Below are 26,845 nucleotides of genomic sequence, written 5' to 3'. Positions count from 1 at the left end.
GTCGGAGTTACGGTGAGTCTGTGACGTCCGGCTCCGACCCCATGACCGCCCTCGCCGTTCTCGGCGACGAGTCACGGCGGCGGCTGCTCGACTTCGTGCGGCGGGCCCGGCGGCCGGTGACCCGGGAGGAGGCCTCGGCGGCGGTCGGGATCTCCCGCAAGCTCGCGGCCTTCCACCTCGACAAGCTGGTGGCATCGGGCCTGCTCCAGTCCCGGCACGGCGGCCACGCCCCGCGCCGGGTCGGCCGCGCACCGAAGGTGTACGAGCCCACCCCGCACACCCTCTCCCTGAGCCTCCCCCCGCGCCGCCACGAATTGCTGGCCTCGCTCCTGACCGAGGCGCTGACGGCACAGAAGCCGGGGGAAAACGCACAGGAGGCGGCTTTGCGCGTGGCCCGGGAAAGGGGCGAGGCTCTCGGCAACGAGGCCCGCTCCGGCGACATCATGGCCACTCTGGAATCGCTCGGATTCGAACCCGCTGCCGCAGGAGCCGGCCGCACGGTGCTGCACAACTGCCCCTTCCATCCGGTCGCCGCACAGGCACCGGATCTGATCTGCGGCATGAACCACGCCTTCCTGGGCGGCTGTCTCGCGGCCTCCGGCCATCCCGAGACCACGGCCGTACTGACCCCGCAGCCGGGCATCTGCTGCGTCGAGTTGCACACCGAGCCGTAAGGCATATGCATTCAGGGCGATTCAGTGAAGAAAGAAATGCCCTGCGCGTTCGAATTCACGCTCCCCTCGCTTTCTTCACTGAAAGCAATGCACGCATTGGGGCGGGGAGGTCCGTTCTCACAGTCACCCCCCGGTCGGAAATGAGGCAACGAAACGACCGATTAACGGACGCGTAGCGGACGGGAATCGTCACAGCTGTGCACTCCTGGTCACCGCCGTTCACGCACAGCGTCAGGAGGGACCATGTCCTTCTTCGCCAGGGCATCCTGGCCAGGAGACCATCGTGACGAGATCGTCGCGGGCGCGCTCGTCGCAGCCGTGGTCGTCGTACTCGGATACGCCTCGGGCATCGGCGCATCCGCACCGACGACCATCGACACCGCGTCCCCGCCGGCCTCCGAAGCCCCGTCCACGTCACACGAACCCACGGCCCGCTCCGAGACCGGCCCGCCCGACACCTCCGGGGATGTCGCAGGGTCCGGATCGACGGGCGGTTACTGGGCGGGAGGTGGCGGGACCGGAATTCCCGCGGCCGACGGCTCGTCTCCCACAGGCGGCGAGAGCGGTCACGACCACGGCTCGACCGGCGAAGGCGGCGGACAAGGAAACGGATCCGCCGGCCCCTCGCCCTCCCCCACACCGACCCCCTCCCCCACCTCTTCCGACAGCTGCGACGAAGGCGAAGTCCGCCTCGTCCAGCCGCTGTTGAACGGGGTCGTCGCTCCGGCCACCGGCCTGCTGGGCAGCCTGCTCACCCCGGCGTCCCCGCCCCCGTCACCCTCCGCCTCCCCCTCGACCGACACCCTCTCCTCGCTCTGCGTCGGCGTGGCGGCCTCGCCCCCGGTGCTGCCGGAGGTGCTCCCGTGAGGCGCCGCGCACCGTCCCTGCTCATCACCGTCCTGACCGCCCTCTCGGCCCTGCTGCTCGCCGCGCCCCCGGCGTCGGCCCACACGGAGCTGGAGTCCTCCTCCCCGCAGAACGGCACCCGGCTCACACACACCCCGGCCACCGTACGGCTCACCTTCAGCGAGCCGGTCGAGCTCGACGACGTCCACATCGCGGTCGCGGGCAAGCAGGTGAAGGTGTCCCGCAGCGGCCATGGCAACGATGCCGTCCAGGTCACCGTCCCCAGGACCGCCGCAGGCCGGGACCGCCTGGCCCTGGTTTGGCAGGTCCTTGACATGGAGGACGGGCATCCCACCTCCGGGACGCTCTCCTTCCGCCTCACCGCGAAGGCCACGTCCGACACCACGACGCCGACGGCGGCACCGGAACCGAACGGGACGGTGCGAGAGGCCTGGGCCGCCGTCCGCTGGGCCGGCTACCTCGCCCTCGCCCTGTACGTGGGCGGTCTGGCCTTCGTCGCGCTGCTCTGGCCGCAGGGCGCCGGGGACCCCCGTACCCGCCGTCTCCTCACCCTCTCCTGGACCGCCGGTCTCGCGGCGAGCCTGCTTGCGCCGGGACTCCAGGGCGCGTACGGGGCGATGGGCACCCTGGGCGACGTGTTCCGACTCCCCACCTACACCGGCCTGTTGAGCAGCGAGGTCGGCATCGTCGCCGCCTGCCGGGTGCTGATGTGGGTGCTCGCCGCCATCGTCCTGGCCGCCGTCCTGCAGGGCGGGGACCGGGCGGCCCGCTCGCCGGGCTGGCGCGTCGGCGCTCTGGCGGTGGCCCTCGGGCTGCTGCGGACGACGAGCATGACCGGGCACAACTCCGAGGGCACGCACCCCGGTTGGGGCGCGGTGGCCGATGTCGTGCACCTCCTCGGCGTGTCGCTCTGGCTCGGCGGTCTGACGCTGCTGCTGTTCGGGGTGCTGCCCCGGCGCCGGCCCGAGGAGCTGTCGGCCGTGGTGTCCGGCTACTCCCGGCTTGCCGGGGTGGCGGTCGCGGCGATCGTGGCGGCCGGGGTGGTGTTGACCTGGCAGGTGGTCGGCTCCTTCGGAGCCCTGGTCGACACCGGTTACGGGCGACTGCTGCTGCTCAAACTCGCCGTACTGACCCTGGTGTTGCTGATCGCGCAGCGCAGCCGCGGCTGGGTGAAGACCCGGCTCGACATCGCCGTCCTGCTGCGCGGCGACCGCGCCACGGTACGGCCCTTCGTCCACTCGGTCGCGGCGGAGACGGGGCTCGTCCTCGTCGTGCTCGCCGCGACGAGTCTGCTGGTCACGTCCGCTCCCGGCCGCTGACCGGCGCCTGTCCCACCCCTCCCCTCAAAAAAGGGAACCTCACAAGGGAGACGCACCACCATGCACACAGAGGAAACCACCGCACCCCCGTCGCACCACCGGCGTTCCCGGGTGGGCAACCGGGTGCTGCTCGCCACCGGTCTGGGCGCGGGTATCGCTGCCGTCGCCGGTCTCGGCCTGCTGCAGGCATCGGCCGGGGCCGCGGCCCCGCAGACCGCCACGCCGGCGGCCGAGGCCCAGTCGATGGCAGGCATGGACCACACGTCCACGAAGGCCGCGGCGGCCGACTACACCATAGAGATCAAGGACTACAAGTTCGCCCAGCCGAAGCTGACCGTGAAGGTCGGCGACACCGTGAAGTGGGTCAACGAGGACTCCGCTCCGCACACCGTCACCACCACCAGCGGCCCGGCCAAGTTCGACTCCGGCACGCTGCAGAAGGGCGACAGCTGGTCGTACACCTTCACCAAGGCCGGTACGTACGACTACTACTGCGCGGTCCACCCGGACATGACGGCCTCGATCACCGTGGTCGCCGACGGCTCGGGCTCCTCCGGCGGATCCACCGGCGGCAGCACGGGTGGCTCCACCGGCGGTTCGTCGGGCGGCTCGACGGGCGGCAGCACGGGTGGCTCGACCGGCGGGTCCACCGGTGGCTCCACGGGCGGTTCGACCAGCGGGGGCAGCAGCTCCGGCGGTACGAGCGGCGGGGGCGGCGGCGAGCAGTGCGTCAGCGCCCAGCAGGTGCTGCTGCCGATCCTGCAGCACATCAACAAGGCGCACCTGGAGCAGTCCCCGGGCCAGCAGGTCCAGGACGCGCTCAAGCTCGACGACTACATCAAGATGCACACCGTGTGGATCGAGTCGATCCTCACGCCCGCCGTCAACGGCGCCGGCAGCGTCTCCGACGACACCCTCAGCGTGCTGCTGCAGCACATCGACAAGGCGCACCTGGAGGAGTCGCTGGGCCAGCAGGTCTCGGACCTTCTCAACCCCGACGCCTACGTGAAGATGCACACCGTCTGGGCCGAGCACCTGCTCGCCCCGACCGAGAACTACATCACCAACTCCTGCTGATCTCCCCCGGGCAGGACGCGGCGGGCCGGCCGAGTCGCAGTCGGCCGGCCCGCCGCACCCCCATTCTCCCCGCCCGTCACTCCGCTCGCCCACCGAGGTGCCGAGATGACCACCGAGACTCTTCCCACTGCTCCCCTGCCGCAGCCCCTCCCGGGCCCCGACTGGCTGCCCGACCCCGGCACCTACGGCGCCGCTCCGGACCGCTGCATCGTCGAACTGACCGCACGATTCGGCCCGTTGACCACACTGCGCCGCCGTCTCACCGCCCTGGACGCGACCCTCACCGTGGCACCCGATTCCGACGACTGCGTACTGAGCCTGGAGCTGGCCGGCCGGCCGCTCGGCGGCAGGGTGCTCACCTTCGTCAGCACGAGCCTCACGCCCACGGACGGGGCCACACGGCTGCACGTTCCCGGCGAACTCGCCCTGGCCGGCGAGCCCGCCGAGGCCACCTTCGGCTTCCGCGTCGTCGAGCGCACCGCCGACCGGCTCCTGGTCCTCGGCACCGTCCGGCTGCCGTACCGGCCCCTGCACCGCAGGACCGGCCTCACCCTGCCCCGCACCCGCCCCGCAGCCCGTGTCCGGCTGCTCGTAGCCGCGGAGTTCACATGCGCCGCCTGATCGTCCCGCGCACCCTGCTCGCCGCGTTCCTCGTGGCCGCGCCCGTCACCGTCCTGCCGGCCTCCCCGGCACAGGCCGCCGGCACGCACCAAGTCCTCATGTCCGGTTACGCGTTCAGCCCCCGCTCCCTCACCATCACGGCCGGGGACACGGTCACCTGGACCAACCGGGACCAGGCACCCCACGACGTGAAGACCACGTCCGGCCCCGCGTCAGTCCACTCCCCGATGCTGAACAAGGGCGGCAGCTGGAGCCACACCTTCACCACCGCGGGGACGTACGGCTACGTCTGCACGGTGCACCCGGGCATGACGGCGCAGCTCGTGGTCGAGCCCGCCGCGGCCCCGACCACCCGGGCGCCGGTCCACGAGCACCACACCTCGGCACCCGCCGCAGTACCCACCGAACGGTCCACCGCGGCGTCCACGCCCGCCATGACCATGGACCACAGCGCGCACACCACGAAGTCGGCCGCCGCCGCGGCCCCGGCATCGCAAGCCCCGTCGCCCACCGCCCCGGCGGCCCAGCCCGCCCTCGGCACCCAGAACGCCGCCTCCGCGACCCGCCCCCTGCAGCCGCTGCTGCTCCTGACCGGCGTCGTCGCAGGCGTCGCGGTCCTGTGCCTGCTGCTGGTCGGCTCCCGATCGGCCGCCGCGACCGGAAAGGACGACCCGAGCCCGAGCTGACCTCACGACCCGCCCCGCAACGGCCTGCGGCAGCCGCGCCACACCTGGCGTGCGCTGCCGCAGGCCGTTGTGGCGAGCCCTTGAGCTGCGGGGATCCCCGGGGAGTCATACGCTGGCCACCAAACCTGTCTCGTTCGTTTTCTTGAATCATTCGTGTTTATGGCTGTAGGTTGGCGCCATGACTTCACCCCAGACTCCGACCACCGCCGAGGAGCTCCGCGGTGCCGGCCTGCGGGTGACGGCCGCCCGTGTCGCGCTGCTCGAGACCGTCCGCGAGGGTGACCACCTCGGGGTCGAGGCCATCGCCTCGGGCGTGCGTGAGCGTGTGGGCCACATATCCCTGCAAGCCGTGTACGAGGCGCTGCACGCGCTCACCACGGCCGGACTCGTACGCCGCATCGAGCCGCCGGGCAGCCCGGCCCGGTTCGAGGGCAGGGTCGGGGACAACCACCACCACCTCGTGTGCCGGTCGTGCGGTGCCGTCTTCGACGTCGACTGCGCGGTCGGTCATGCCCCCTGTCTCACCGCTTCGGACGACCGAGGCTTCGCGATCGACGAGGCCGAGGTCATCTACTGGGGCCTGTGCCCCGACTGTTCCACCGCTCGCACGGCCTGAGCACCAACCCCGGAAGGATTCCCATGTCTGAGAACAACGCCGCTGAAGCGAAGTGCCCGGTGGCGCACGATCGCGCTCTGCACCCGACCCAGGGCGGTGGAAACCGCCAGTGGTGGCCGGAGCGGCTCAACCTGAAGATCCTTGCCAAGAACCCTGCCGTGGCCAACCCGCTCGGTGAGGAGTTCGACTACGCCGAGGCGTTCCAGACCCTCGACCTCCCGGCCGTGAAACAGGACATCGCCGAGGTGCTGACGGACTCCAAGGACTGGTGGCCGGCCGACTTCGGTCACTACGGCCCGTTCATGATCCGTATGGCCTGGCACAGCGCGGGCACCTACCGCATCAGCGACGGCCGCGGCGGCGCCGGCGCCGGTCAGCAGCGCTTCGCCCCGCTGAACAGCTGGCCGGACAACGGCAACCTGGACAAGGCCCGCCGTCTGCTGTGGCCGGTCAAGAAGAAGTACGGCAAGAGCCTGTCCTGGGCCGACCTCATGATCCTCGCCGGCAACGTCGCCCTTGAGTCCATGGGCTTCAAGACCTTCGGCTTCGGCGGCGGCCGCGAGGACGTCTGGGAGTCGGAGGAGGACGTCTACTGGGGTCCCGAGAAGGTCTGGCTCGACGACCAGCGCTACACCGGCGACCGTGAGCTGGAGAACCCGCTCGGCGCGGTCCAGATGGGCCTGATCTACGTCAACCCGGAGGGCCCGAACGGCAACCCGGACCCGATCGCCGCGGCCCGCGACATCCGCGAGACCTTCCGCCGCATGGCGATGAACGACGAGGAGACCGTCGCCCTCATCGCCGGTGGCCACACCTTCGGCAAGACCCACGGCGCGGGCCCGGCCGAGAACGTCGGCGCCGACCCCGAGGCCGCCCCGATCGAGGCCCAGGGTCTCGGCTGGGCGTCCACCTACGGCTCCGGCAAGGGCGGCGACGCGATCACGTCCGGCCTCGAGGTCACCTGGACGGCCACGCCCACCCAGTGGAGCAACGGCTTCTTCAAGAACCTCTTCGAGTACGAGTACGAGCTCACCCAGAGCCCGGCCGGTGCGAACCAGTGGGTGGCGAAGAACGCCGAGGCGATCATCCCCGACGCGCACGACGCGTCGAAGACGAAGCTCCCGACGATGCTCACCACCGACCTGTCGCTGAAGTTCGACCCGGTCTACGAGCAGATCTCGCGCCGCTTCTACGAGAACCCGGAGGAGTTCGCGGACGCCTTCGCCCGCGCCTGGTACAAGCTGACCCACCGTGACATGGGTCCGAAGGCGCTGTACCTCGGCTCGGAGGTCCCCGCCGAGACCCTGCTGTGGCAGGACCCGCTGCCGGCGGCCGAGGGCGAGACCATCGACGCCGCCGATGTCGCGGCCCTGAAGGCCAAGCTGCTCGACTCGGGCCTCACGGTCTCCCAGCTGGTCTCCACCGCGTGGGCGTCGGCCTCGACGTACCGCACCAGCGACAAGCGCGGCGGTGCCAACGGCGCCCGGATCCGTCTGCAGCCGCAGGCCGGCTGGGACGTCAACGAGCCCGACGAGCTGGCCCAGGTCCTCCGCGTACTGGAGGGCATCCAGGCGGAGTTCAACACCGGCGCCAAGAAGGTCTCCCTGGCCGACCTGATCGTCCTCGGTGGCGCGGCCGGCGTGGAGAAGGCCGCCAAGGACGCCGGTCACGACGTGACGGTGCCGTTCGCCCCGGGTCGTGTGGACGCCACGGAGGAGCACACCGACGCGGAGTCCTTCGCCGCGCTGGAGCCCGCCGCCGACGGCTTCCGCAACTACCAGGGCAAGGGCAACCGCCTGCCGGCCGAGTACCTGCTGCTCGACAAGGCGAACCTGCTGGGCCTGAGCGCCCCCGAGCTGACCGTCCTCGTCGGCGGCCTGCGCGTCCTCGGTGCCAACTACCAGCAGACGGCGTACGGCGTCTTCACCGACACCCCGGGCAAGCTGACGAACGACTTCTTCGTCAACCTGCTCGACCTGGGCCACACCTGGTCGCCGGTCTCCGAGGACCAGACCGTCTTCGAGTGCCGTGACGACGCGACCGGCGAGGTCAAGTGGACCGGCACCCGTGCCGACCTCGTCTTCGGCTCGAACTCCGAGCTCCGCGCGCTCGCCGAGGTCTACGCGAGCGACGACGCGAAGGAGAAGTTCGTGAACGACTTCGTCGCGGCGTGGGTCAAGGTCTCGAACCTGGACCGGATCGACCTCGTCTGAGGCTGAGTCCGCTCACGACGTCCGGGCCGGCCCACACGGGCCGGCCCGGACGTCTGCGTTCGGGAGAACCACGAGTTGAGCCGAGCGGACGCCCGCCGGTGTCACCAGACGCCGGATCGTCAGAGCGGGTCGGGGGCGGTGAGTACCACGACGCGGTTCTGGCCGCCGAAGCCGAAGGCGTTCGCCATCGCTGTCCGCCTCGATCTCCAGGAATGGTCGGGTGCCGGCTGACCTGGCCCCAGCACGAGCCGTCGCACCGGCAGGGGCGCACTCTCCCTGGGGAGGGTGCGCCCTCGCTGCCCGGCAGTCGCGCGCGACGTTACGCGGAGACTCCGGCCCACGCGCGCGGACTGGCGAGCGAGTGGAGGTCGACACGGGTTCAGCGGTACTCAGACCCCTGAGCAGGGCGCGGCGATCGCCATCCGGTTGGCGGCTTTCCCGACGACGGTGCTGAGACATGCAGGTCGCGCCTGTGCCTCGTTCGCGTTGAAACGCCGACGCCTGGAAGACCGGGCGGCCACACCGGGAACAGCCGGCCCGGCCGACACGGTTGCATGGACCGAGGGACCGGCGCCGCACGGGCGGGGAACACGGAGACCGCAAGGTCGTGCGCTCCACCAGGATCCGGGCCCCAGGATCGCGGTACGCCCGCCGCGCTACTTGGACCAAGACGTAATTCTGCAGGAGGAGTGTTTCGTGACTGACCGGCCCTTGACGCTTATGGCGGTACACGCCCACCCCGACGACGAGGCCACCGGAACCGGAGGGGTCCTGGCGCGGTATGCGGCGGAAGGCATCCGTACGGTTCTCGTGACGTGTACCGACGGCGGCTGCGGTGACGGACCGGGGGGTGTCAAGCCGGGCGATCCCGGGCACGATCCGGCGGCGGTCGCCTTGATGCGCCGTCAGGAACTCGAGGCGAGCCGTGACGTCCTGAAGATCAGCGATCTGGAGATGCTGGACTATGCCGACTCCGGGATGATGGGCTGGCCGAGCAACGACGCCCCCGGATCCTTCTGGCAGACCCCCGTACAGGAAGGCGCGGCCCGCCTCGCGGAACTCATGCGGCACTACCGACCTGATGTGGTCGTCACCTACGACGAGAACGGCTTCTACGGCCACCCCGACCACATCCAGGCCCACCGCATCACGATGGCGGCGCTGGAGATGACCGCGCTGACACCGAAGGTGTACTGGACCACGATGCCCCGCTCGATGATGCAGCGGTTCGGGGAGATCATGCGCGAGTTTCATCCGGACATGCCGGAGCCGGATCCCGCCGAGGCCGCCGCGATGGCCAAGATCGGCCTTCCCGACGACGAGATCACCACGTGGGTGGACGCCACCGCGTTCAGCGGTCAGAAGTTCGACGCGCTGGCCGCGCACGCCAGCCAGGGCGAGAACATCTTCTTCCTCAAGATGGGCAAGGAGAGGTTCGGCGAGTTGATGGGCATGGAGACCTTCGTACGCGTCCAGGACGCCACCGGCGCGGCCCTACCCGAGAACGATCTCTTCGCCGGACTGCGCTGATCCGCCCGCCCGACCGGCCGGGAAAGCGCATCGACCGCACGGCGCGATCGAGCAGGTCACACATCCGGAGGCTTGTCCACGCGGGTTCGCTCCGGCGGCCCGCGTGCAGGCTCTCGCCGACGGCGTCGCCGCGCGCCCGCACTTCCGACCCGACACCGCGCTGGTCCCCGAAACACCCGACAACCGCACAGGTGGCACACCTGTCGGCTCCTGACTGCCTGGGACGGTTCTTCCTCTTCCGGGCTCGGCGGTGGAGATCCCCCTGCGCATGGTGCAGATCTTCGTGGAGGTGAAGAAGGCTGATGAGGACCCCGACGTTTGAGGAGCTCAACGCAGGCCGAGCGGCCCGCGCCCCTGTCACACCACCGAGTTCGCCTCCGCGACCCGGGATGCGGTCATGCGATCCCTCGGGATCACGGACGCCTTGCGCCTGACGTCTGTGTCGACCGCGGAACTGCTCGACGCCTCGGTGCAGGCCGCGAACGACCCTCAGCTGCTGGAGCCGTACGGCCACGTCATCGACGGGCAGGTGCTGCCGCAGCATCCGCTGGGGCGGTGGCCGGCACAGTCGACCTGCTGATCGGCACCTGTGCCATGGAGGCCGAGCCGTTCATGGGCTCGCCAGTCTTCTCCCGCCGTTTCGAGACCCCTCGCCCGGCAGGCGACGGGCGAGCGCGCCTGGGACCGGCTCCTGAAGGTCTACGGCGACACCGCCCGCCCGGACGCACGACCCTCAACGACGTGCTCAGCGGCTGGTTCGTCGTCATGCCCTCAGTGTGGCTGGCCGAGTACGCCCACCGGGCCGGCGCCCGGGTGTGGCAGTACACCTTCGACTACGCGCAGGCCGGGCCCTGCGGGCCACGCACAGCAGCGACGTCCAGTTCACCTTCGGCAACTGGGGCCAGGGCGACTTCACCGGGGCCGCACCCGCCGACCTCCCCACTGCCAAGGCCCTGTCCGCGAAGATGGTGGACTCCTTCGCCGCGTTCGCCCAGCACGGAACGCCTGCGCCCCGGGCACTGCCGGACTGGCCGGCCTTCACCCCTCGCGACCGGGCGTGCCTGTCGCTCGACGTGGAGCCACGCCTGGTGCGTGACCGGCTCGCCGACGCGCGGCGCGAGGCGTGGGACGGGGTCGATCCCTTCGCCGTCTGCTGATGTCTGATGCTGGCGTTGGAGCCGCTGTCCGTTGTGTGACAGCGGCTCCAACGCCGTTATCGGGCGACGTAGCCGCCGTCGACGGGGAGGGCGACGCCTACCACGAAACCGGCTCCCGGACTGCACAGCCACAGGACCGCCTGGGCGATCTCCTCGGCCGTACCGAGGCGGTTGATGGGCTGGTTGGCCTCGGCCTCGGCGCGGTCCAGCTCCCCCTTGGCGATCATGTCGCTGACCATCGGGGTGTCGATGGTGCCGGGGCAGACGGCGTTGATACGGATGCCGCGCGGGGCGTACTCCAGGGCCGCGCTGGTGGTCAGGCCGATCACGCCGTGCTTGGAGGCATGGTAGGAGGCACGGCCGGGGAGGCCGACCAGGCCGCCGAGTGAGGAGCAGTTGACGATGGCGCCGCTGCCCTGGGCGCGCATGTGCCGCAGCTCGTGTTTCATGCAGGCCCACACGCCGCGGAGGTTGATGGAGTTGACGAGGTCGAACCGCTCGGCGGGTTCGTCGGCGGCGTCGCTGGGCGGGATCTGGATGCCGGCGTTGTTGTAGGCCATGTCGAGACGGCCGAAGGTCTCGACGGTGCGGTCGACCGCAGCCGCCACCTGGTCCTCGTCGCTGACGTCGCAGGTGAGGGCGAGTGCTCGGTGGCCGGAGTCGGTGAGTTCCTTGACGGCTGAGTTCAGGGCGGCTTCGTCGATGTCGGTGAGGGCGACGGCGGCCCCGGATTCGGCGAAGGCGCGGGCGGTCGCCAGGCCCATGCCCGAGCCGGCGCCGGTGACGAGGGCAACCTGGCCGGTGAAGTCGAAGACGGGGTTCAAGTGTCTTTCTCCCGTTGAGAGCGGGCCGAGTCAGGAGGCGGCTTCGATGGTGACCTTGGTGGCGGTGGCGAGGCGTTCGGTGTCGCCGTGCACGCTGCCGAGGATGATCAGGCCGGCGTCGCTGGAGCCGCTGCCCCGGTAGAAGAGGGCCAAGTTGCCCCAGGGGGCGTAGTACGCCAGGTCGCCGGGCTTGGCTTCGGCGGCGTCCGGGGCGCCGGAGGTGGACAGCCGACGGGGCAGGTCGGCGATCTTCTCCGTCTCGTGGAAGTCGCTCAGGTTCAGCGTGAGCGGGAGCAGGGCGGCGAAGTCGCGGGCCGTGGCGCTGTCGTTCAGGGTGGCGTCGACCCGGTGGCCCTCGATGGTGACCCGGATGTTCATGGCGGTGCCCTTGTCATCGGACGGTGAGGCTGGTGCCGTGGCCGTCGGCGTTCGCTGTGACGCGGAGGCGGAGGGCAAGGACGGAGAAGACGGGGACGGGGGCGCCTCGTCGGTACAGGCGGTCACTGCAAGCAGTAAGACGGTCGGGGCGGCACGGGCAAGGCTGGAACGCGTGGTCGGGCTCACGGCACCCTCCGGGGGCGTCAGTCGGGCAGGGGCTCGGCGTAGTGGCGGAAGCCGTCGCGCTTGAGGTGGATGTCGTACAGGCGGCGGGCCAGCACGTCAGGGCTGCTGTGTCCGGCGTCGGGCCGGATAGCGCCCGGGATGATCAGCTGGGCGGTGTGGATGTTCTCCGGGGCGAGGGCGTCGTACAGCATGCGGGCGTAGGCGCTCTCGGCCGCAAAGGCGATCGAGGTGCCGGCCCGGTCCGGGTGGGGGCGTACGGCGCTGCCGCCGTTGACGAACAGCAGGGTGCCGCGGCCGAGTTGGCGCATGCCGGGCAGGACGGCGTTCACCGCGGTGACCGGGCCCTTGACGGAGAAGGCGAGGGGCGCGTCGAGGTCGTCGGCAGTCGCCTCGAGGACGGGCTTCATGAAGTCGGCGCGGGGCACGGGGCTGTACTGCAGGATCTCGATGGGGCCCAGGGCGGCTGCCGCCGCGTACAGGGCCGCGTCCAGTGACTCGATGTCGAGGACGTCGGCGGTGAAGCCCCGCGCCTGGATGCCGTCGCGGGCCAGTTCGGCGGTCAGCCCCTCCAGCTTCTCGGCGCTGCGGGAGATGAGGGCGACGGTGTGTCCGGCGGATCCGAAGCGGCGTGCGGTGGCGAGCCCGAGGCCGGGGCCGGCGCCGACGAGGGCGAAGGTCGTCATGATGAGTCCTTGTGGGTGGAGGGGCTTCGCTCAGGCTTGGGGAGGACCTTGCCGGCACGGCGCTCGGGATCGCCGCGCAGGCTGCTCTATGTCGAGCCTCACACGCCGAGGCAAGAGCGAAAAGCGGAGAAAGACATCCGGGGAGGGACACATCCTGGGTGAAAACTCTCCCTCCTTCCTCAGGTGCGTTCGGTGTCATGCTGACCGGCATGACCGGCAATGTTCCCCTCAACGAGCTGGGAGAATTCCTCAAGAAGCGCCGCGCAGAGCTGAGCCCGCGCACTGTAGGCCTGCCCGACAACGGCGGCCCGCGCCGAGTCGCCGGGCTGCGCCGCGAAGAGGTCGCCCAGCTCGCCAGCATCAGCACTGACTACTACACGCGTCTCGAACAGGGCCGTATCCAGGCGTCCGCGCCCGTGCTGGACACGCTCACCCGGGTGCTCCATCTCGACGACGACGAACGCGGCTATCTCTTCCAGCTCGCCGGCAAGATCACCACACGCACCCGCAGCCGGGGGCGGCAGAAGGTCCAGCCGCAGTTGCAGCGCGTGCTGGACGATCTCACCGCCACTCCGGCCATCGTGCAGGGGCGGCGCGGGGACATCCTGGCCTGGAACGCGCTGGCGGCCGCGCTGGTCACCGACTTCTCCCGGGTCCCGGAGAAGCACCGCAACTACCCGCGGATCATCTTCACGGACCCGGCCATGCGCACCCTGTACGCCGACTGGGAGACCTCCGCGCGGCTCGCCGTGGCCCAGCTGCGGATGGAAGCCGCGCAGTATCCCGAGGACCCCCGTCTGATCGAGCTGGTCGGTGAACTGTCCCTGCGCGACAAGCAGTTCGCCCAGTGGTGGGGCGACCACCGGGTCGCGGCCCGCACGGTGGGCACGAAGACCCTCAACCACCCGGTGGTCGGCGAACTCGTCCTGGACTGGGACACCCTGACCGCCAACACCGACCCCGACCAGCACCTCACCGTCTGGACGGCCGCACCCGGCTCGCCCACCCACGAGCGACTGCGCATCCTCGCCTCCTGGGCCGCCGACCAGAACCTGCCGGCCTCTCCTCCTCTCGCCTGACGACGGTCGGGCCCCTATTCGCCGAGCAGGCACCGCACCATGAACGACATACCCAACGGCCAACTGCCGCCGTCCGGGCGTGAGCGGTCCCGCTCCACCACGAACCGCGGGACCCTGCTGTTCGGTGCGGGCGCCGCGCTCGTCGTCGGCCTCGGCAGCGCGGCGGCCGGCGTCGGCGACGACGGCCCGGGACAGCGTGGCGCGCTCCGGGACGGAACGGTCGACCAGCCCTCCGCCCAGTGGATCGCCGCGTCGCCGCCAACTACCGCTACGCCGACCGACCCGACGACTACACCATCGACCGCATCGTCATCCACGTCACCCAGTCCCGCTTCACCGCGGCCGCCCGGGCCTTCCAGGACCCGGGGCACCGCACGATCGGCCTCACCGAGTACCGCGACGTCATCGGAGCCCTCCGCTACGCCGCAGCACGCCCCGACACCAAGAACATGAAGAAGGCCCTGCTGTCGGTGTGCCTGGGCGCCAACTCCACCGCAGTGGCCTGGGCCAAGCACCCCGAGGAGTTCGCCGAGATCCAGGCACTGGTCATGCTCCAGCCGCTGGAGGGCCGTTCCATCGGCGAACAGTTCTCCAAGGCCCTCGGCTTCAAAGGCGGTTACGACCGGCTCGACCAGGCCGTGCTGGAGCGCACCGGCTTCCATCTGGCAGAGCAGTCGCCTGCCAAGTACGCCTCCGCCATCACCGTGCCCACGCTGGTGGCGCAGGAGCACGACGACGTCATGACCACCCCCGAAGCCGTGCAGGCCGTCCACGACGCCATCCCCGTCGAGGACAAGCAGATGCACTGGATCCACGGCAGCACCCGCCGCTTCGACGGCTACAACTACTTCAGCGAGCACCCCGAGGTCGCTGTCGACTGGTTCGACTCCCACATCCGCTGACGAACAACGCAGGAGAGGCAGGGACATGGAGGAGTTCTTCGCCAAGAACCTGGCGTAAGCGCCGATCACGGAAAGCCGACCCGGGGCTGGCCCCGGGTCGGCTTTCCGTCTGTCGGGGCTCAGCGCCGCCGCAGACGCAGTACGGGCACCAGGTTCAGGAGCAGCCCGATCGCGGCGACGCCCGTCACCAGGTTGAGGCCGGGGCGGTAGACGGTGAAGTCGGCGCCGCTGTCGCCGGCTTGGGCGATCACGGCCGTGAGAACGGCGAGGACGAGGGCGGCGCCGACCTGACCCGAGGTCTGCACCAGGCCGGAGGCGAGGCCCTGTTCGGAGTCGTCGATGCCTTCGGTGGCCTGGGCCATGATGGCGCTGTAGCCGAACGCGAAGCCGCCGCCGAGGAACAGCAGGGACGGGAGCATGGCGGTGACGTAGTCAGGTGAGGAGCCGGCCGTCGCCAGGAACCAGACGTAGCCGAGGGTCAGCGAGGTCATCGAGGCGATGATCAGCGGTGCCGTGCCGAAGCGGTTGACGAGCCGTCCGGTGAGGGGCGAGCCGACGGCGACGATCAGGCCGACCGGCAGCAGCGCGAAGGCCATGCGCAGGGGCGACCAGCCGAGCCCGTCCTGCAGGAACAGCGTCATCATGAACTGGAAGCTGAGGTAGGAGCCCATCAGCGCGACGATGCTGAGGTTGGCCCGGACCGTGGTGGCCTTGCGCAGGATGCCGAAGCGGACCAGCGGGTGCCGGACTCGCTGCTCGATCAGGACGAAAGCGAGCAGCAGCAGGGCGGCGACGCCGAAGGCGGCGAGCGTCGCCGCGGAGGTCCAGCCCGTCTCGGGGGCAGTGACCACTGCGTAGACAGCGAGCAGCATGCCCGCGGTGAGGGTGACCGCCCCGGCCGGGTCCTGGCCGCCGGTCTCGGTGCGGCGGTCGCGCGGGATCAGGATCAGGCCGACGACCAGTGCGAGCAGGGCGAGCGGGACCGGCATGAGGAAGGTCCACCGCCAGCCGATCCCGGTGAGCAGACCGCCCAGGATCAGGCCCGAGGAGTAGCCCAGGGCACCGAAGAGGCTGAAGACCGACAGCGCCCGGTTGCGCTGCGGGCCCTCCGGGAACGTCGTGGTGAGGATCGACAGGCCGGCGGGCGCGGTGAAGGCGGCGGCCACGCCCTTGACGAAGCGGGTGGCGATCAGCAGCGAGCCGCTGTCGACCAGCCCGCCGAGCAGCGAGGCGGCGGCGAAGACGGCCAGCGCGACGAGGAACACCCGGCGGCGTCCGAGCAGGTCGGCGGTGCGGCCGCCGAGCAGCATCAGGCCGCCGTAGCCGAGGACGTAGCCGTTGATGATCCACTGCAGGGAGCCGGTGGTCATGCCGAGGTCGTGGCCGATGGAGGGCAGGGCGACGCCGACCATGGAGACGTCGAGGCCGTCGAGGAACAGCACGAGGCACAGCACGGCGAGGACGGCCCAGAGGCGGGCGGTCCAGCGCGGTTCGGGGACGGCCGAGGGCAGCGTCCCGGGGCGGGACTGGGTCAGGGACATGGGGAGGGGGATCTCTTTCCTGGCGGATGAGCAGGCAGGTCGGACGCCTCGGCGCTGAGGAAACCGGTTCTGTCGGTGGGAAGAAGGCCGGACCGGGGCGGGGACGCGCAGCGCGGTGGGCCTCGTGAAGAGCGTGCCAGGAGAGCCGTACACGAAAAAGGGAGAGCTTCTTCCTAGGCGCGGGGCGCGTAGGAGGAAAGGCTCCCCCTTTGAAGGGAATACCTGGGCGACGAAGGGGATACCTGGGCGACGGTCAGGCGGAGCTGTCGCTGGTCGAGTGGCGAGGGTCCGCCGCCCAGGAGGCCAGCATGCGCAGGCTGTCGTGGGTCGGGCTGCCGGTTTCGGCGGTCCAGATGATGATCGCCAGGTCGGGATCGGCGGCCCAGGTGACGGCGTTCCAGTCGAGGTGCAGGTCGCCGACGACGGGGTGGCGCAGGTGCTTGGTCCCGGTGTCCCGGACGGCGACGTGGTGGGCGCCCCACCACTGGCGGAACTGCTCGTCTCTGACCGAGAGTTCACCCACCAGGGCGGCGAGCTGCCTGTCCCCGGGGTTGTTGGCGTTGTGCATCCGCATCTGGGCGATGGCCAGCCGGGTGACTCCCTCCCAGTCCGCGTACAGCTCGCGCATCGCGGGGTCGGTGATGAGGAGCCTGATGTAGTACCGCTGCTTCTCGGGGATCTTGCCGAAGTCGGTGATCAGGGCGGCGCCCATGGCGTTCCAGGCGACGATCTCGGTGCGCGGACCGATCACGAACGCGGGGGTGTGCGCCATGTCGTCGAGCATGCGCTGCAGTTGCGGCTGCGCCTTGAGGCGCGGCTGCCGACGGGGCGGGCGGAATTCGTCCTTGGCCGCGAGCTCGTACAGGTAGGCGCGCTGGTCCTCGTCCAGGCGCAGCACGCGGGCCAGGGACTCCAGCACCGACGGCGACGGCTGGATACGGCCCTGTTCGAGGCGGGCGTAGTAGTCGGTGCTGATGGCCGCCAGTACGGCGACCTCCTCACGGCGCAGGCCCGCGACGCGACGCGAGCCGCCGTCGGGCAGGCCGACGGCGGCCGGGTCGAGTTCGGCACGGCGCGCCTTGAGGAATTCCCCCAGATCGTGGCGGTGAGGATCGCGGTTCATGCCATCACCCTGGCATCGGAAAGCGGCGTTGTCAGGGGGAGAGTTTTGTCCCTGGAAGTCCTCACCGTCGAGAAGAGGCGCTGCCCTGCGGGATCAGCGGACGCGGGTCCACTTCCCGTGGAGCTGGACGAACTCGCCACCGATAACCGAGCTGGCCATGCAGGTGCCCTCGGTGTAGTCCTCGATGTGCGTGACGTGGTCACCGGCGTCGGGCTCGGTCCAGCGGACGACGAACAGGCCGTCGCGGAGCTGGGTGGTGGTGTACTCCATCGTCTGCTTACGGCCCTTGATGGCGCCGCCCGTCACCTCGAAGCTGACCTGGGTCGCCGAGTCGAAGGTGATCTCCACCGTGAAGTGGCCGAGCGGGGTGTCCGGGCCGAGGTCCGCCAGCCAGGTCTGGCCCACGCTGGGGAGAGTCGCGTTGCTGTCCATCGGTACTACCTCTTTCTTTGAACCTTTGAGCGGTGGTGCGGGGTGTCGTCAGCCGAGGGTCTTGACGACTTCCTGGGCCAGCGGGACGGCCGAGGAGGGGTTCTGGCCGGTGATGAGGGTGCGGTCCACCTCAATGTGGGGGGGCGAAGTTCTCCTCGCCCTTGCGGTAGTCCGCGCCGACGTCCGAGACGAGGCGGTCCTCAAGCAGCCACTTCGCCCGGTCCGCGAGGCCGTTCTGGATCTCTTCGGAGTTGGACAGACCGGTCAGGCGGTAGCCGGAGAACGGGGACTTGCCGTCGGCGTCCACGGTGGACAGCAGCGCGGCCGGGCCGTGGCACACCAGCGTCACGAGCTTGCCGGAGGCGAGCCAGTCGCTCAGCAGCTTGCCGGCCGCGGGGTCGTCGGACAGGTCCTTCATCGGGCCCCAGCCGCCGGGGACGAACACGGCGTCGTAGTCGTCGATGTTCACGTCCTCGATACGGATGGGGTTCGCCAGTTCGGTGGCCTCGCGCAGGGCGGTCTTCATCTGCTCGGCGCCCTCCTCGCCGCCGTTGAAGTCCGGGGTGAGGCTGAGGGCGTCGGCGGTGGGCGGGACGCCGCCGGGGGTGGCCGCGGCGATCTCGTAGCCGGCCTCCTTGAAGACGCCGTACGGGCCGATGGCCTCCTCGGCCCAGAAGCCGGCCGGCTGCTCGAAGCCGTCGGCCAGGGTCCAGTGGTCGGCGGCAGTGATGAGGAAGAGGATCTTCGCCATGGGGTGCTCCCAGGGGTGAGTGCGGGCGGTCAGTTGTTCGCGGCCTGCTGGACGACGTGGCTGTCGGCGGCCTGTACGAGGTGGGTGAGCTTGCCGTCGCCGACCGTCCACAGGTGGATGAAGCGGGCATCCGACTCCTCGCCGGACTTGGACACGGCGTGGTAGTGACCGCGGACGAACACGTGCTCACCGGCGTCGTAGAACTCCTCGGCCACCGCGCCGAAGGAGGTGAAGCGCGGCGCGAGCCGGCCGAAGAAGTCGCCGCCGGCGCTCGCCCAGGTCTTGTAGACGCCGCCGTAGGGGAAGCCGGGGGTGATGTCCCAGACGATGTCGGGGTCGATGACCTCGGCGACCACGTCCGGGGCCATGCCGGAGTCGTAGAGCCGGCGGACGAGAGCGAGGTTCGGGGAGTCGGACATGGTGCTGCTCCTTTACGGGTCAGGCTGCGGGTGAGGTTCTTGGGCTCAGGCGGCGAGAGCGGCGCGACCGGCGCGGAAGAAGGCGGTCTGCTGCGCGACGCGGGCGCCGAGGCCCTCGGCGGTGGCGATGTCCGACTTGTGGACGGCCTCCGGGCCGGCATCGGTCGGGGTCTGGGCACCGGCACCGACGAAGTAGCCCAGACGGTTGATGTCGTCCTCGCTGCCCTCGGTGGAGGCCCAGCCCGGCTGCACGCCCAGACTGACCCAGTGCATGCCGTGCTGGGCAGCCATGGTGAAGAAGTAGCCCAGGGTCGAGGACTTGTCGCCGTTCTTGGCACCGGAGTTGGTGAAACCGGCGGCGATCTTGTCGACCCAGGTCTGGGTGAACCAGCGCTTGCTGCTCGCCTCGGCGAAGGTGTGGAAGGCGGCGGAGGCGGTGCCCATGTAGGTGGGGGCACCGAAGATGATGGCGTCGGCGGCGTCCAGCTGCGCCCACTGCTCGTCGGTGATCGTGTCCACGGGGATGGAGATCACCTCGGCACCGGCTTCCGCGGCACCGCGCGCCACGGCCTCGGCTATGACAGCGGTGTGGCCGTAGCCGGAATGGAATGCGACGGCGACCGTGGGGCGGGAGGTGGAGGACATGGGGGTATTGCTCCTCGAAAAGGATCTCGAAAGGGATTGCATGAATCGTGCCCTGGAAGCATGGCACGGAATTCAACAGCGAAGGTAGGAAGGATTTGTCCCTGGCTTTACGCCGGGAATCCTCTGCCGGTTTTACGAATTCATGGCGGGGGTCGCCGCCCAGGAGGAAAGGAAGCGCAGGCCCTCGTACGTACGCGAGTCGGGTTCGGCGCTCCAGACGATCAGCTGCTGATCGGGGTCGGCCACGCAGGAGAGGGCGTCCCAGGCGAGGGAGAGTTCACCGGCGACCGGGTGGTTGAACACCTTGGTGCCGCCAGTCCGGGGTACCACAGTGCGGCCTCCCCACCACTGGCAGAACTGGTCGTCCTGCACCGACAGCTCACCGACGAGGTCGGCCAGTCTCCGGTCGTCGGGACAGGCCGCGGCCTGCTGTCGCAGCACGGCCACGGCGTTGCGGGCGGAGTCCTCCCAGTCGGCGTACAGCGTTCTCATGGCCGGGTCGGTGAAGAGCTGCCGGACGTAGTTGCGCTGCTGCTGGGGGGCCTTCGCGAAATCGGTGCCGAACAGGGCGGCGGCCGTCGGGTTCCACGCCAGGATGTCCAGGTGGCGGCCCAGGATCACCCCGGGGCCACGCTGAGCTCGTTCAACACGGTACGCAGCCGCGGGTGCGCCTTCTGCGGGGCCCGCCGCCGCGCCCGACCGGCCTCCCTTCCGGCCAGCTCGAACAGCTGGTCCCGCTGGGCGTCACTCAAGTGCAGGACCCGGACGAGCTCGGACAGCACGGACGTGGAGGGGGTCAGGCGACCCTGCTCCAGGCGGGTGTAGTAATTGGTGCTGATGGCGGCCAGCACGGCCACCTCGTCCCGGCGCAGTCCGGCCACGCGCCGCCGCCCGTCGGTTTCGGGCAGACCGACCGTGCGGGGGCTGAGCTCGGCCCGGCGGGCCTTCAGGAATTGCCCCAGCTCCTTACGGTGCGCGCTGCTGTTCATACTGGCCAGTCTGCGCTGTCCGCCACTCGGCTGGGTAGGAAGGATTTATCCCTGGATACATCTCTCCGGGGGTGGAATTCTCCTCTGTACGGGCCCTGCGGGCGGTGACAGAGTCAGAGACCGGCAATTGTTTTCACAGGCCGTCGGCGCTTCTGAACACCCTTTCCCTTTTGACCATCGTCGACGAATCCGGCACGTCCGGGTGACGCCGCTGCCCGAGAAACGCTTCAGGAGAAAAGACATGCGCGCAACCGTGATCCACGCCCCCGGTGACATCCGGGTGGAGGACGCCCCCGAGCCCAAGATCGTCAACCCGACCGACGCGATCATCCGCACCGTCGCCACCTGTGTGTGCGGCTCGGACCTGTGGCCATACCGCGGCCTGGAGCCGGTCGGCGAACCGCACCCGATGGGGCACGAGTACGTCGGCATCGTCGAGGAAGTCGGCAGCGAGGTCGGCAACGTCAAGCCCGGCCAGTTCGTGGTCGGCTCCTTCGCCACCTCCGACAACACCTGCGCGAACTGCCAGAAGGGCTGGCAGTCCTCCTGTCTGAACCGCGAGTTCATGGGCACCTGCCAGGCCGAGTACGTGCGCATCCCCAACGCCCACGGCACCCTGGTCGCCACCGACGAGCACCCCTCCGGTGACTTGGTACCGAGCCTGCTGGCCGTGTCCGATGTGATGGGAACCGGCTGGTACGCGGCCCTCGCCGCCGAGGTCAAGCCGGGTTCGACGGCCGTCGTGGTCGGTGACGGAGCCGTCGGCCTGTGCGGTGTCATCGCCGCGAAGGAGCTCGGCGCGGAGCGGATCATCGCCATGTCCCGTCACGAGTCCCGGCAGAAGCTCGCCCTGGAGTTCGGCGCCACCGACATCGTCAGCGAGCGCGGCGAGGAAGGCATCGCCCGCATCAAGGACCTCACCGCCGGCATCGGCGCCGACTCGGTCCTGGAGTGCGTCGGCACCTCCCAGTCCATGAGCCAGGCCCTGCACTCCGCGCGACCCGGCGGCAACGTCGGCTTCGTCGGCGTCCCGCACGAGGTGGCCGTCGACGGCCAGGAGCTGTTCTTCTCCCAGGTCGGCCTGCGCGGCGGCCCCGCCCCTGTCCGCCGCTACCTGCCCGAGCTGATCGACCTGGTGCTGTCCGGCCACATCAACCCGGGCAAGGTCTTCGACCTCACCCTGCCGCTGGAGCAGGTCGCCGAGGGCTACAAGGCGATGGACGAGCGCCGCGCCATCAAGGCCCTCCTCAAGCCCTGACCCGGTCGCCTCGTGGGCGTGAGCTGCGCCGGCCGTGCTCACGCCCACGAGGGCACACCCCGCCGCATGGTCGTAAAGGAGGCAAGCCCATGACGACCTGGACGAACGACGAGCTGACCCGGATCGAGCACGCCGAGGAACTTCAGATGGCCCCTTCGCGCAGCGACGGAACGCCGCGCACACCCGTGCCGATCTGGGTCGTCCGCGACGGCGACGACCTCTACGTCCGCTCCTTCCGCGGCAGCGCCGGCGCCTGGTACCGGGCGGCCCGGGCCAGCCACGAGGGCCGTATCCGCTCCGGCGGCGTCGACAAGGACGTCACCCTCATCGAGGTCTCCGACCCCGCCGTCAACGACCGCATCGACACCGCCTACCGCACCAAGTACGGCCGCTACGGCGCGAGTTACATCGATCCCATGGTGGCCTCGCGGAACACGACCCTGAAGCTCGTACCGCGCTGACCTACAGGAGACAAGAACAACCGTGCTCGGTCTCGAACTCGTCGTGGTCCTGGGCGTGGCCGTGCTGGTGGGCAACGTCGCGGGACAGCGCCTCGGCATCGCCCCGCCCGTCGTCCTGCTCTTGACGGGTGTGCTGCTGGGATTCATCCCGGCAGTGCGGGAGGCGCAACTGCCACCGGAGGTAGTGCTGTTGCTCTTCCTTCCGGTGCTGCTGTACTGGGAGAGCCTGACCACCTCCCTGCGGGAGATCCGCACCAACCTGCGCGGCATCCTGCAGCTGAGCACCGTCCTCGTCATCCTCACCGCCTGGGCCGTCGCCGCGACGGGGCACGCCCTCGGGCTGCCGTGGGGGCCGGCCTGTGTGCTCGGCGCGGCCATGGCACCCACGGACGCGACCGCGGTCGGCGTCCTCGCCCGCGCCCTGCCGCGCCGTCAGGTCACCATCCTGCGCGCGGAGAGCCTGGTCAACGACGGTACGGCCCTGGTCGTCTACGGTCTCGCCGTCGGCATCACGGTCGGCGAGGAACACCTGAGCATGCCGCACGTCGGCGGGCTGTTCCTGCTCGCCTACGGCGGCGGGGCCCTGGTCGGGGTGGCGGTCGCGTGGGTCAACATGAACCTGCGGCGCCGCCTGACCGATCCGCTGCTGGGCAACCTGGTCATGATCCTGGCGCCCTTCACCGCGTATCTACTGGCCGAACTGGTCGAGGCTTCCGGTGTCCTCGCGGTGGTCGTCAGCGGCCTGATCATGTCCCAGGTCGCCCCGCGCATCATCCAGGCCGAACACCGCACGCAGGCACTGGCGTTCTGGCCGCTGGCCACCTTCATCATCAACGGTGCGCTGTTCGTCCTGGTGGGGGTGGAACTGCAGTACGCGGTCCGCGACCTGGGCCGCGCCGATCTTCGGGACGCGCTGATCGCGGTGGGTGCCATCTGCGTGGTGCTGGTCGCCGTGCGCTTCGCGTTCCTGTACGCCTCCACCTACCTGGTCCGCGCAATCGAGCGCCGCCCCCAGCAACGCATGCTCCGCGTCGGTCACCGGACCCGCGTCGTCAACGGGCTGGCCGGCTTCCGGGGCGCGGTCTCGCTCGCGATGGTGCTCTCGGTGCCGCAGACGCTCGACTCGGGCGAGCCGTTCCCCGACCGCAGCTTCATCGTCTTCGTCACCTCCGGCGTCATCCTCGTGACGCTGGTGGTGCAGGGACTGCTGCTGCCGGTGGCGGTGCGCTGGGCGAAGCTGCCGCCGGACACGTCGGTCGACGAGGAACACGACCTCGCCGAGACCGCCGCCATAGAAGAGGCGATCAAGGCGATGCCCCAACTCGCCACCGATCTGCGGTCCGAACCGAAGATCGTCGAGTGGCTGCGGCAGGAGTACGAGGCCCACCTGGCGTCCGTCCGGGCGAGGAGCGCAGGCGCCCACGACGACCCCGCCGTGCTCCAGCACCAGGACTACCTCGCGCTGCGCCTGGCCCTCATCGCCAACAAACGCTCCACCGTCGTCCGGCTCCGCGACGAGCGCCGGATCGACGACACCGTTCTGCGCCGCCTGCAGGCCGCCCTCGACAGCGAAGAGGTGCGCCTGGCCGGGGGCGCGGCGGTCGAATGACCCATCCCTGAGGAAGGACTTTCCATGAAGGCCATAGGACTCACTGCGTTCGGCGGGCCCGAGGTACTGCGGGTCCTGGACCCTCCGGTCCCCGAGGCCGGGCCGGGCGAGATACGAATACGGGTGCATGCGGCGACGGTCAACCCGGTCGACGCGCTGGTGCGCCGAGGAATCGCCTTCGTCGCCGACGCCGAGCCACCCTATGTTCCCGGGATGGACGCGGCGGGCGTGGTCGAGCAGATCGGCGAGGGAGTCGACACCGATCTCACTGTCGGCGACCATGTCATGGCCGTCGCGGTCGTCTCCGGAATGCACGGGGCATACGCCGAACACCTGGTTGTCCCCGCCGAGTCGGTGGTCCGCGTACCGGCCGGTGCGAGCGACATCGAGGCCGCCACGCTCCCGATGAACGGACTGACGGCCCACATGGCCCTGGACCTGCTGGAACTTCCCGCGGGCGCAACCGTGGCCGTCACCGGAGCGGCCGTCGCGGTAGGCGGCTACGCCGTCCAACTGGCCAAGGCGGACGGGTTCCGGGTGATCGCCGACGCGGCGCCGAAGGACGAGCAGTTGGTGAAGGAGCTCGGCGCCGACGTGGTCCTGCTGCGAGGTACCGATTTCCCGGAGCTGGTGCGCGAGGAGATACCCGACGGAGTCGACGGCCTCGTCGACACTGCGGGCATCGCCGCCCTCGCCATCCGCGCGGTACGCGACGGCGGCCGGGTGGCCTCGTCGGTCGGCGGCACCCAGGTGCCCGCCGAACGCGGCATCGAGACCCGGCACACGTTCGTACCGCAGTACGCACGCGAACACGCCAAGCTCGACCGCCTGCGCGAACTGGCGGAGAAGAGCAGCCTCACCTCTCGGGTCGCGCGAACCCTGCCTGCCGAGCAGGCCCCCGAAGCGCACCGACTGCTGGAGGCAGGCGGCCTCCGAGGGCGAGTGGTGCTCACTTTCTGAGCATCGAATCGGGGACGGCAGCGGACTGCGCTCACGTCGGCAGCCGAGGTCACCTGAGTACGAAGTAGGAGCCTCGGGCCAAGTCCACGGGGGCAGTAACTGCTTGTGACCGCCGCATGAACCGAGGGAGCTTCCGCAGCGCGCCCGACCGACCACGGGCAGAGCCCTCGGCACCCGTCGTTTCAAGTGGCCTGACCAGCCCAGCAACGCACCTGATGCCCCATCAGAACGAGCGTCAAATGGGTGTCATTTCAGCGACAAGGGTTCGCCCGTACCGCCCACACCGCATATCGCGCACACACGAAACCGCAGGTCAGGAGCCCTGAACGAGCGGTTCGAGGGTCGCGACACACTCCATGTGATGCATCCACCGGAAACAGGTCGAACCTCTGCCCGTTCCCGAGAAACCGCAGGTCAGACGGCCTGTCGGACCGGCTCCAGAATGGCGACGCACTCCACGTGCGAGGTCATCGGAAACAGATCGAACGCCCGCAACATCCGCACCCGATACCCCCCGTCCCGGAAGTACGCCAGATCCCGCGCCAGCGCCGCCGGGTCGCAGGCCACGTACGCGATCCGGCGTGCGCCCAGTGACGAGAGGTGGGCCACCGTCTGGCGGCCGGCACCTGCCCGTGGGGGGTCCAGGACGATCAGGTCGACCTCGGTGATGCCGGTGCGCGGCAGCACGGCCTCGACCTTGCCCTGCTCGATCCGCACCCGCTCGAAGTCGGCGAGGTTGTGCCGGGCGTCCTCGACGGCCCGCTTGCCGGACTCGATGCCGAGCACCGCGCCCTTGTCGCCGAGCCGGTCGGCCAGGGCGCCCGCGAACAGGCCCACACCGCAGTACAGGTCGAGCGCCATCTCGCCCTTGCGCGGCAGCAGGCCCTGCATGACCGCCGTCACCAAGGTGTCCGCGGCCTTCGGGTGGACCTGCCAGAAGCCGCCGCTGCCGACCCGGTACGTACGGCCGTCGGCGCGCTCGCGCACGAACGCGCGGCCGTGGACGCGGTGGATGCCGCCGTCCTTCTCCTCGACACGCATGACCGATACGGGCCTGTCGAGTTCGACGAGGGGCAGGCGGGCACCGGGCCGGGGTTCCAGGATCACCATGCGGTCCTGGGATCCCGTCGCAGCGATCGCGTCGACGGAGGCCATGCCGGACCAGTCGCGCTTCTCGATGCCCAGTTCGCTCACACCGGGAGCCGCGATCATGCAGTGCTCGATCGGCTCGACCTCGTGCGAACGGTGTCGGCGCAGCCCCGCGTTGCCGTCGGCGTCGACGGCGTACTGCAGCCGCGTCCGCCACTGCGGCACCTCGCCCGCGGGCAGCTTGTCGCCCTCGGCCGGCATCACCGTGCCGTCCCAGCCGGCCTCCTCGGGTGTGAGGCCCGCGAGCCGCTGCAGCTGCTCGGCGAGGACCTCGCCCTTCAGCCGGCGCTGCGCCCCCGGCTTGGCGTGCTGCCAGTCGCAGCCGCCGCAACGGCCGGGACCCGCGTAGGGGCAGGGCGCCTCGATGCGGTCCTTGGACGCCGTGAGGACCTCGACCGCGTCGGCGCGCAGGAAACGGGCCCCCTCCTCGCCCTCCGTCACCCGCGCCACGACCCGCTCACCGGGCAGCGCGTGCCGGACGAACAGCACCTGGCCCTCGGACGTACGGGCGATGCAGTGCCCGCCGTGGGCGACGGGGCCGATCTCGACCTCGTACTCCTCACCCACCAGCGACTTCTTCGGTTCTGTCTGCATGGCGGGGTGACTCCACAACATCGAAAGGGAAACAGCGAGAGGAAGCTGCGAAAGAAAACAGCCGGACAACAGCCCACCAGTCTACGTGGGCGTCGTCCGGCC

The 26,845-nt window shown here is 70.2% G+C and carries 26 protein-coding genes and 2 pseudogenes; 17 read left to right on the top strand and 11 right to left on the bottom strand.

Features of this window, described 5'->3' with window-relative positions; translation table 11 throughout:
• The first annotated feature begins 20 nt into the window (after positions 1-20).
• From ACFY10_RS08930 to ACFY10_RS08880, 11 genes are all read left to right on the top strand, one after another.
• The gene (locus ACFY10_RS08930; RefSeq protein WP_390664374.1) at positions 21-674 is read left to right on the top strand and encodes a helix-turn-helix transcriptional regulator; all 654 of its coding nucleotides are present in this window, start codon (positions 21-23) and stop codon (positions 672-674) included.
• A 243-nt stretch (positions 675-917) separates the two neighbouring features.
• Positions 918-1,541: a hypothetical protein gene (locus ACFY10_RS08925; RefSeq protein WP_390664373.1), complete on the top strand. Its 624-nt coding sequence runs from the start codon at positions 918-920 to the stop codon at positions 1,539-1,541.
• Positions 1,538-2,860: a copper resistance protein CopC gene (locus ACFY10_RS08920; RefSeq protein WP_390664372.1), complete on the top strand. Its 1,323-nt coding sequence runs from the start codon at positions 1,538-1,540 to the stop codon at positions 2,858-2,860. Before ACFY10_RS08925 ends, ACFY10_RS08920 begins: the two co-directional genes overlap by 4 nt.
• A gap of 60 nt (positions 2,861-2,920) precedes the next feature.
• The gene (locus ACFY10_RS08915) at positions 2,921-3,937 is read left to right on the top strand and encodes a plastocyanin/azurin family copper-binding protein (protein ID WP_390664371.1); all 1,017 of its coding nucleotides are present in this window, start codon (positions 2,921-2,923) and stop codon (positions 3,935-3,937) included.
• 105 nt (positions 3,938-4,042) lie between these two features.
• Positions 4,043-4,558 (top strand): hypothetical protein, encoded by a 516-nt coding sequence (locus tag ACFY10_RS08910; RefSeq protein WP_390664370.1) that lies wholly within the window; start codon positions 4,043-4,045, stop codon positions 4,556-4,558.
• Positions 4,546-5,244 carry a plastocyanin/azurin family copper-binding protein gene (locus tag ACFY10_RS08905; protein ID WP_390664369.1) on the top strand — a complete coding sequence of 233 codons (699 nt, stop codon included), beginning with the start codon at positions 4,546-4,548 and terminating at the stop codon, positions 5,242-5,244. The genes ACFY10_RS08910 and ACFY10_RS08905 overlap by 13 nt, the downstream gene beginning before the upstream one ends.
• A gap of 178 nt (positions 5,245-5,422) precedes the next feature.
• Complete coding sequence (locus tag ACFY10_RS08900; RefSeq protein ID WP_390664368.1) at positions 5,423-5,860, top strand: Fur family transcriptional regulator; 438 nt, start codon at positions 5,423-5,425, stop codon at positions 5,858-5,860.
• Between the two features lie 23 nt (positions 5,861-5,883).
• On the top strand, positions 5,884-8,073 hold the full coding sequence (katG, locus tag ACFY10_RS08895; protein WP_390664367.1) for a catalase/peroxidase HPI: 2,190 nt from the start codon (positions 5,884-5,886) through the stop codon (positions 8,071-8,073).
• Between the two features lie 696 nt (positions 8,074-8,769).
• Positions 8,770-9,603 (top strand): PIG-L family deacetylase, encoded by an 834-nt coding sequence (locus tag ACFY10_RS08890; protein WP_390664366.1) that lies wholly within the window; start codon positions 8,770-8,772, stop codon positions 9,601-9,603.
• Between the two features lie 397 nt (positions 9,604-10,000).
• Positions 10,001-10,183, top strand: a complete 183-nt coding sequence (locus ACFY10_RS08885; protein ID WP_390664365.1) for a hypothetical protein — start codon at positions 10,001-10,003, stop codon at positions 10,181-10,183.
• Between the two features lie 235 nt (positions 10,184-10,418).
• Complete coding sequence (locus ACFY10_RS08880; protein ID WP_390664364.1) at positions 10,419-10,760, top strand: carboxylesterase family protein; 342 nt, start codon at positions 10,419-10,421, stop codon at positions 10,758-10,760.
• A 56-nt stretch (positions 10,761-10,816) separates the two neighbouring features.
• Here ACFY10_RS08880 and ACFY10_RS08875 read toward each other — a convergent pair whose 3' ends face one another.
• The 3 genes from ACFY10_RS08875 to ACFY10_RS08865 all read right to left on the bottom strand — a co-directional run bounded on the left by ACFY10_RS08875 (position 10,817) and on the right by ACFY10_RS08865 (position 12,831).
• Positions 10,817-11,584, bottom strand: a complete 768-nt coding sequence (locus tag ACFY10_RS08875; RefSeq protein WP_390664363.1) for an SDR family NAD(P)-dependent oxidoreductase — start codon at positions 11,582-11,584, stop codon at positions 10,817-10,819.
• Positions 11,585-11,614: 30 nt separating this feature from the next.
• Positions 11,615-11,962, bottom strand: a complete 348-nt coding sequence (locus tag ACFY10_RS08870; RefSeq protein ID WP_390664362.1) for a cyclophilin-like fold protein — start codon at positions 11,960-11,962, stop codon at positions 11,615-11,617.
• 203 nt (positions 11,963-12,165) lie between these two features.
• Positions 12,166-12,831 carry an SDR family NAD(P)-dependent oxidoreductase gene (locus ACFY10_RS08865; protein ID WP_390664361.1) on the bottom strand — a complete coding sequence of 222 codons (666 nt, stop codon included), beginning with the start codon at positions 12,829-12,831 and terminating at the stop codon, positions 12,166-12,168.
• Between the two features lie 197 nt (positions 12,832-13,028).
• Between ACFY10_RS08865 and ACFY10_RS08860 the strand changes: the two genes are divergently transcribed.
• Positions 13,029-13,910, top strand: coding sequence for a helix-turn-helix transcriptional regulator (locus ACFY10_RS08860; RefSeq protein WP_390664360.1), 882 nt, complete (start codon positions 13,029-13,031; stop codon positions 13,908-13,910).
• 239 nt (positions 13,911-14,149) lie between these two features.
• Positions 14,150-14,812: an alpha/beta hydrolase family protein gene (locus ACFY10_RS08855; RefSeq protein ID WP_390664359.1), complete on the top strand. Its 663-nt coding sequence runs from the start codon at positions 14,150-14,152 to the stop codon at positions 14,810-14,812.
• A 119-nt stretch (positions 14,813-14,931) separates the two neighbouring features.
• Here the strand turns inward: ACFY10_RS08855 and ACFY10_RS08850 are convergent, their stop codons facing one another.
• From ACFY10_RS08850 to ACFY10_RS08820, 7 genes and pseudogenes are all read right to left on the bottom strand, one after another.
• The gene (locus ACFY10_RS08850) at positions 14,932-16,353 is read right to left on the bottom strand and encodes an MFS transporter (protein WP_390664358.1); all 1,422 of its coding nucleotides are present in this window, start codon (positions 16,351-16,353) and stop codon (positions 14,932-14,934) included.
• A 253-nt stretch (positions 16,354-16,606) separates the two neighbouring features.
• Complete coding sequence (locus tag ACFY10_RS08845) at positions 16,607-17,476, bottom strand: helix-turn-helix transcriptional regulator (RefSeq protein WP_390664357.1); 870 nt, start codon at positions 17,474-17,476, stop codon at positions 16,607-16,609.
• Positions 17,477-17,569: 93 nt separating this feature from the next.
• On the bottom strand, positions 17,570-17,908 hold the full coding sequence (locus ACFY10_RS08840) for a hypothetical protein (protein WP_266421262.1): 339 nt from the start codon (positions 17,906-17,908) through the stop codon (positions 17,570-17,572).
• Positions 17,909-17,956: 48 nt separating this feature from the next.
• Positions 17,957-18,659: pseudogene (locus ACFY10_RS08835) on the bottom strand (type 1 glutamine amidotransferase domain-containing protein).
• A gap of 29 nt (positions 18,660-18,688) precedes the next feature.
• Entirely contained in the window at positions 18,689-19,078 is a 390-nt protein-coding gene (locus ACFY10_RS08830; protein WP_390664356.1) for a nuclear transport factor 2 family protein, read from the bottom strand.
• Between the two features lie 45 nt (positions 19,079-19,123).
• Positions 19,124-19,723, bottom strand: a complete 600-nt coding sequence (locus ACFY10_RS08825; RefSeq protein ID WP_272176065.1) for a flavodoxin family protein — start codon at positions 19,721-19,723, stop codon at positions 19,124-19,126.
• 132 nt (positions 19,724-19,855) lie between these two features.
• A pseudogene (locus ACFY10_RS08820) lies at positions 19,856-20,712 on the bottom strand (helix-turn-helix domain-containing protein).
• Positions 20,713-20,953: 241 nt separating this feature from the next.
• Between ACFY10_RS08820 and ACFY10_RS08815 the strand changes: the two are divergent.
• From ACFY10_RS08815 to ACFY10_RS08800, 4 genes are all read left to right on the top strand, one after another.
• A complete protein-coding gene (locus ACFY10_RS08815; RefSeq protein WP_390664355.1) occupies positions 20,954-21,970 on the top strand; it encodes a zinc-dependent alcohol dehydrogenase family protein in 1,017 nt (338 codons plus the stop codon).
• Positions 21,971-22,059: 89 nt separating this feature from the next.
• On the top strand, positions 22,060-22,431 hold the full coding sequence (locus ACFY10_RS08810) for a DUF2255 family protein (protein WP_390664354.1): 372 nt from the start codon (positions 22,060-22,062) through the stop codon (positions 22,429-22,431).
• Positions 22,432-22,453: 22 nt separating this feature from the next.
• Complete coding sequence (locus tag ACFY10_RS08805) at positions 22,454-24,040, top strand: Na+/H+ antiporter (protein WP_390664353.1); 1,587 nt, start codon at positions 22,454-22,456, stop codon at positions 24,038-24,040.
• Positions 24,041-24,064: 24 nt separating this feature from the next.
• Positions 24,065-25,000 (top strand): NADP-dependent oxidoreductase, encoded by a 936-nt coding sequence (locus ACFY10_RS08800; protein WP_390664352.1) that lies wholly within the window; start codon positions 24,065-24,067, stop codon positions 24,998-25,000.
• 414 nt (positions 25,001-25,414) lie between these two features.
• On the opposite strand, the gene ACFY10_RS08795 is transcribed toward ACFY10_RS08800, so the two are convergent.
• A complete protein-coding gene (locus tag ACFY10_RS08795; protein WP_390664351.1) occupies positions 25,415-26,743 on the bottom strand; it encodes a class I SAM-dependent RNA methyltransferase in 1,329 nt (442 codons plus the stop codon).
• Positions 26,744-26,845 lie beyond the last annotated feature (102 nt).

It is taken from the genome of Streptomyces sp. NPDC001401 (assembly GCF_042895385.1).
Classification (GTDB): Bacteria; Actinomycetota; Actinomycetes; order Streptomycetales; family Streptomycetaceae; genus Streptomyces.
The sequence above is the reverse complement of the archived record's forward strand: the minus strand, read 5'-3'. Positions and strand labels throughout refer to the sequence as shown.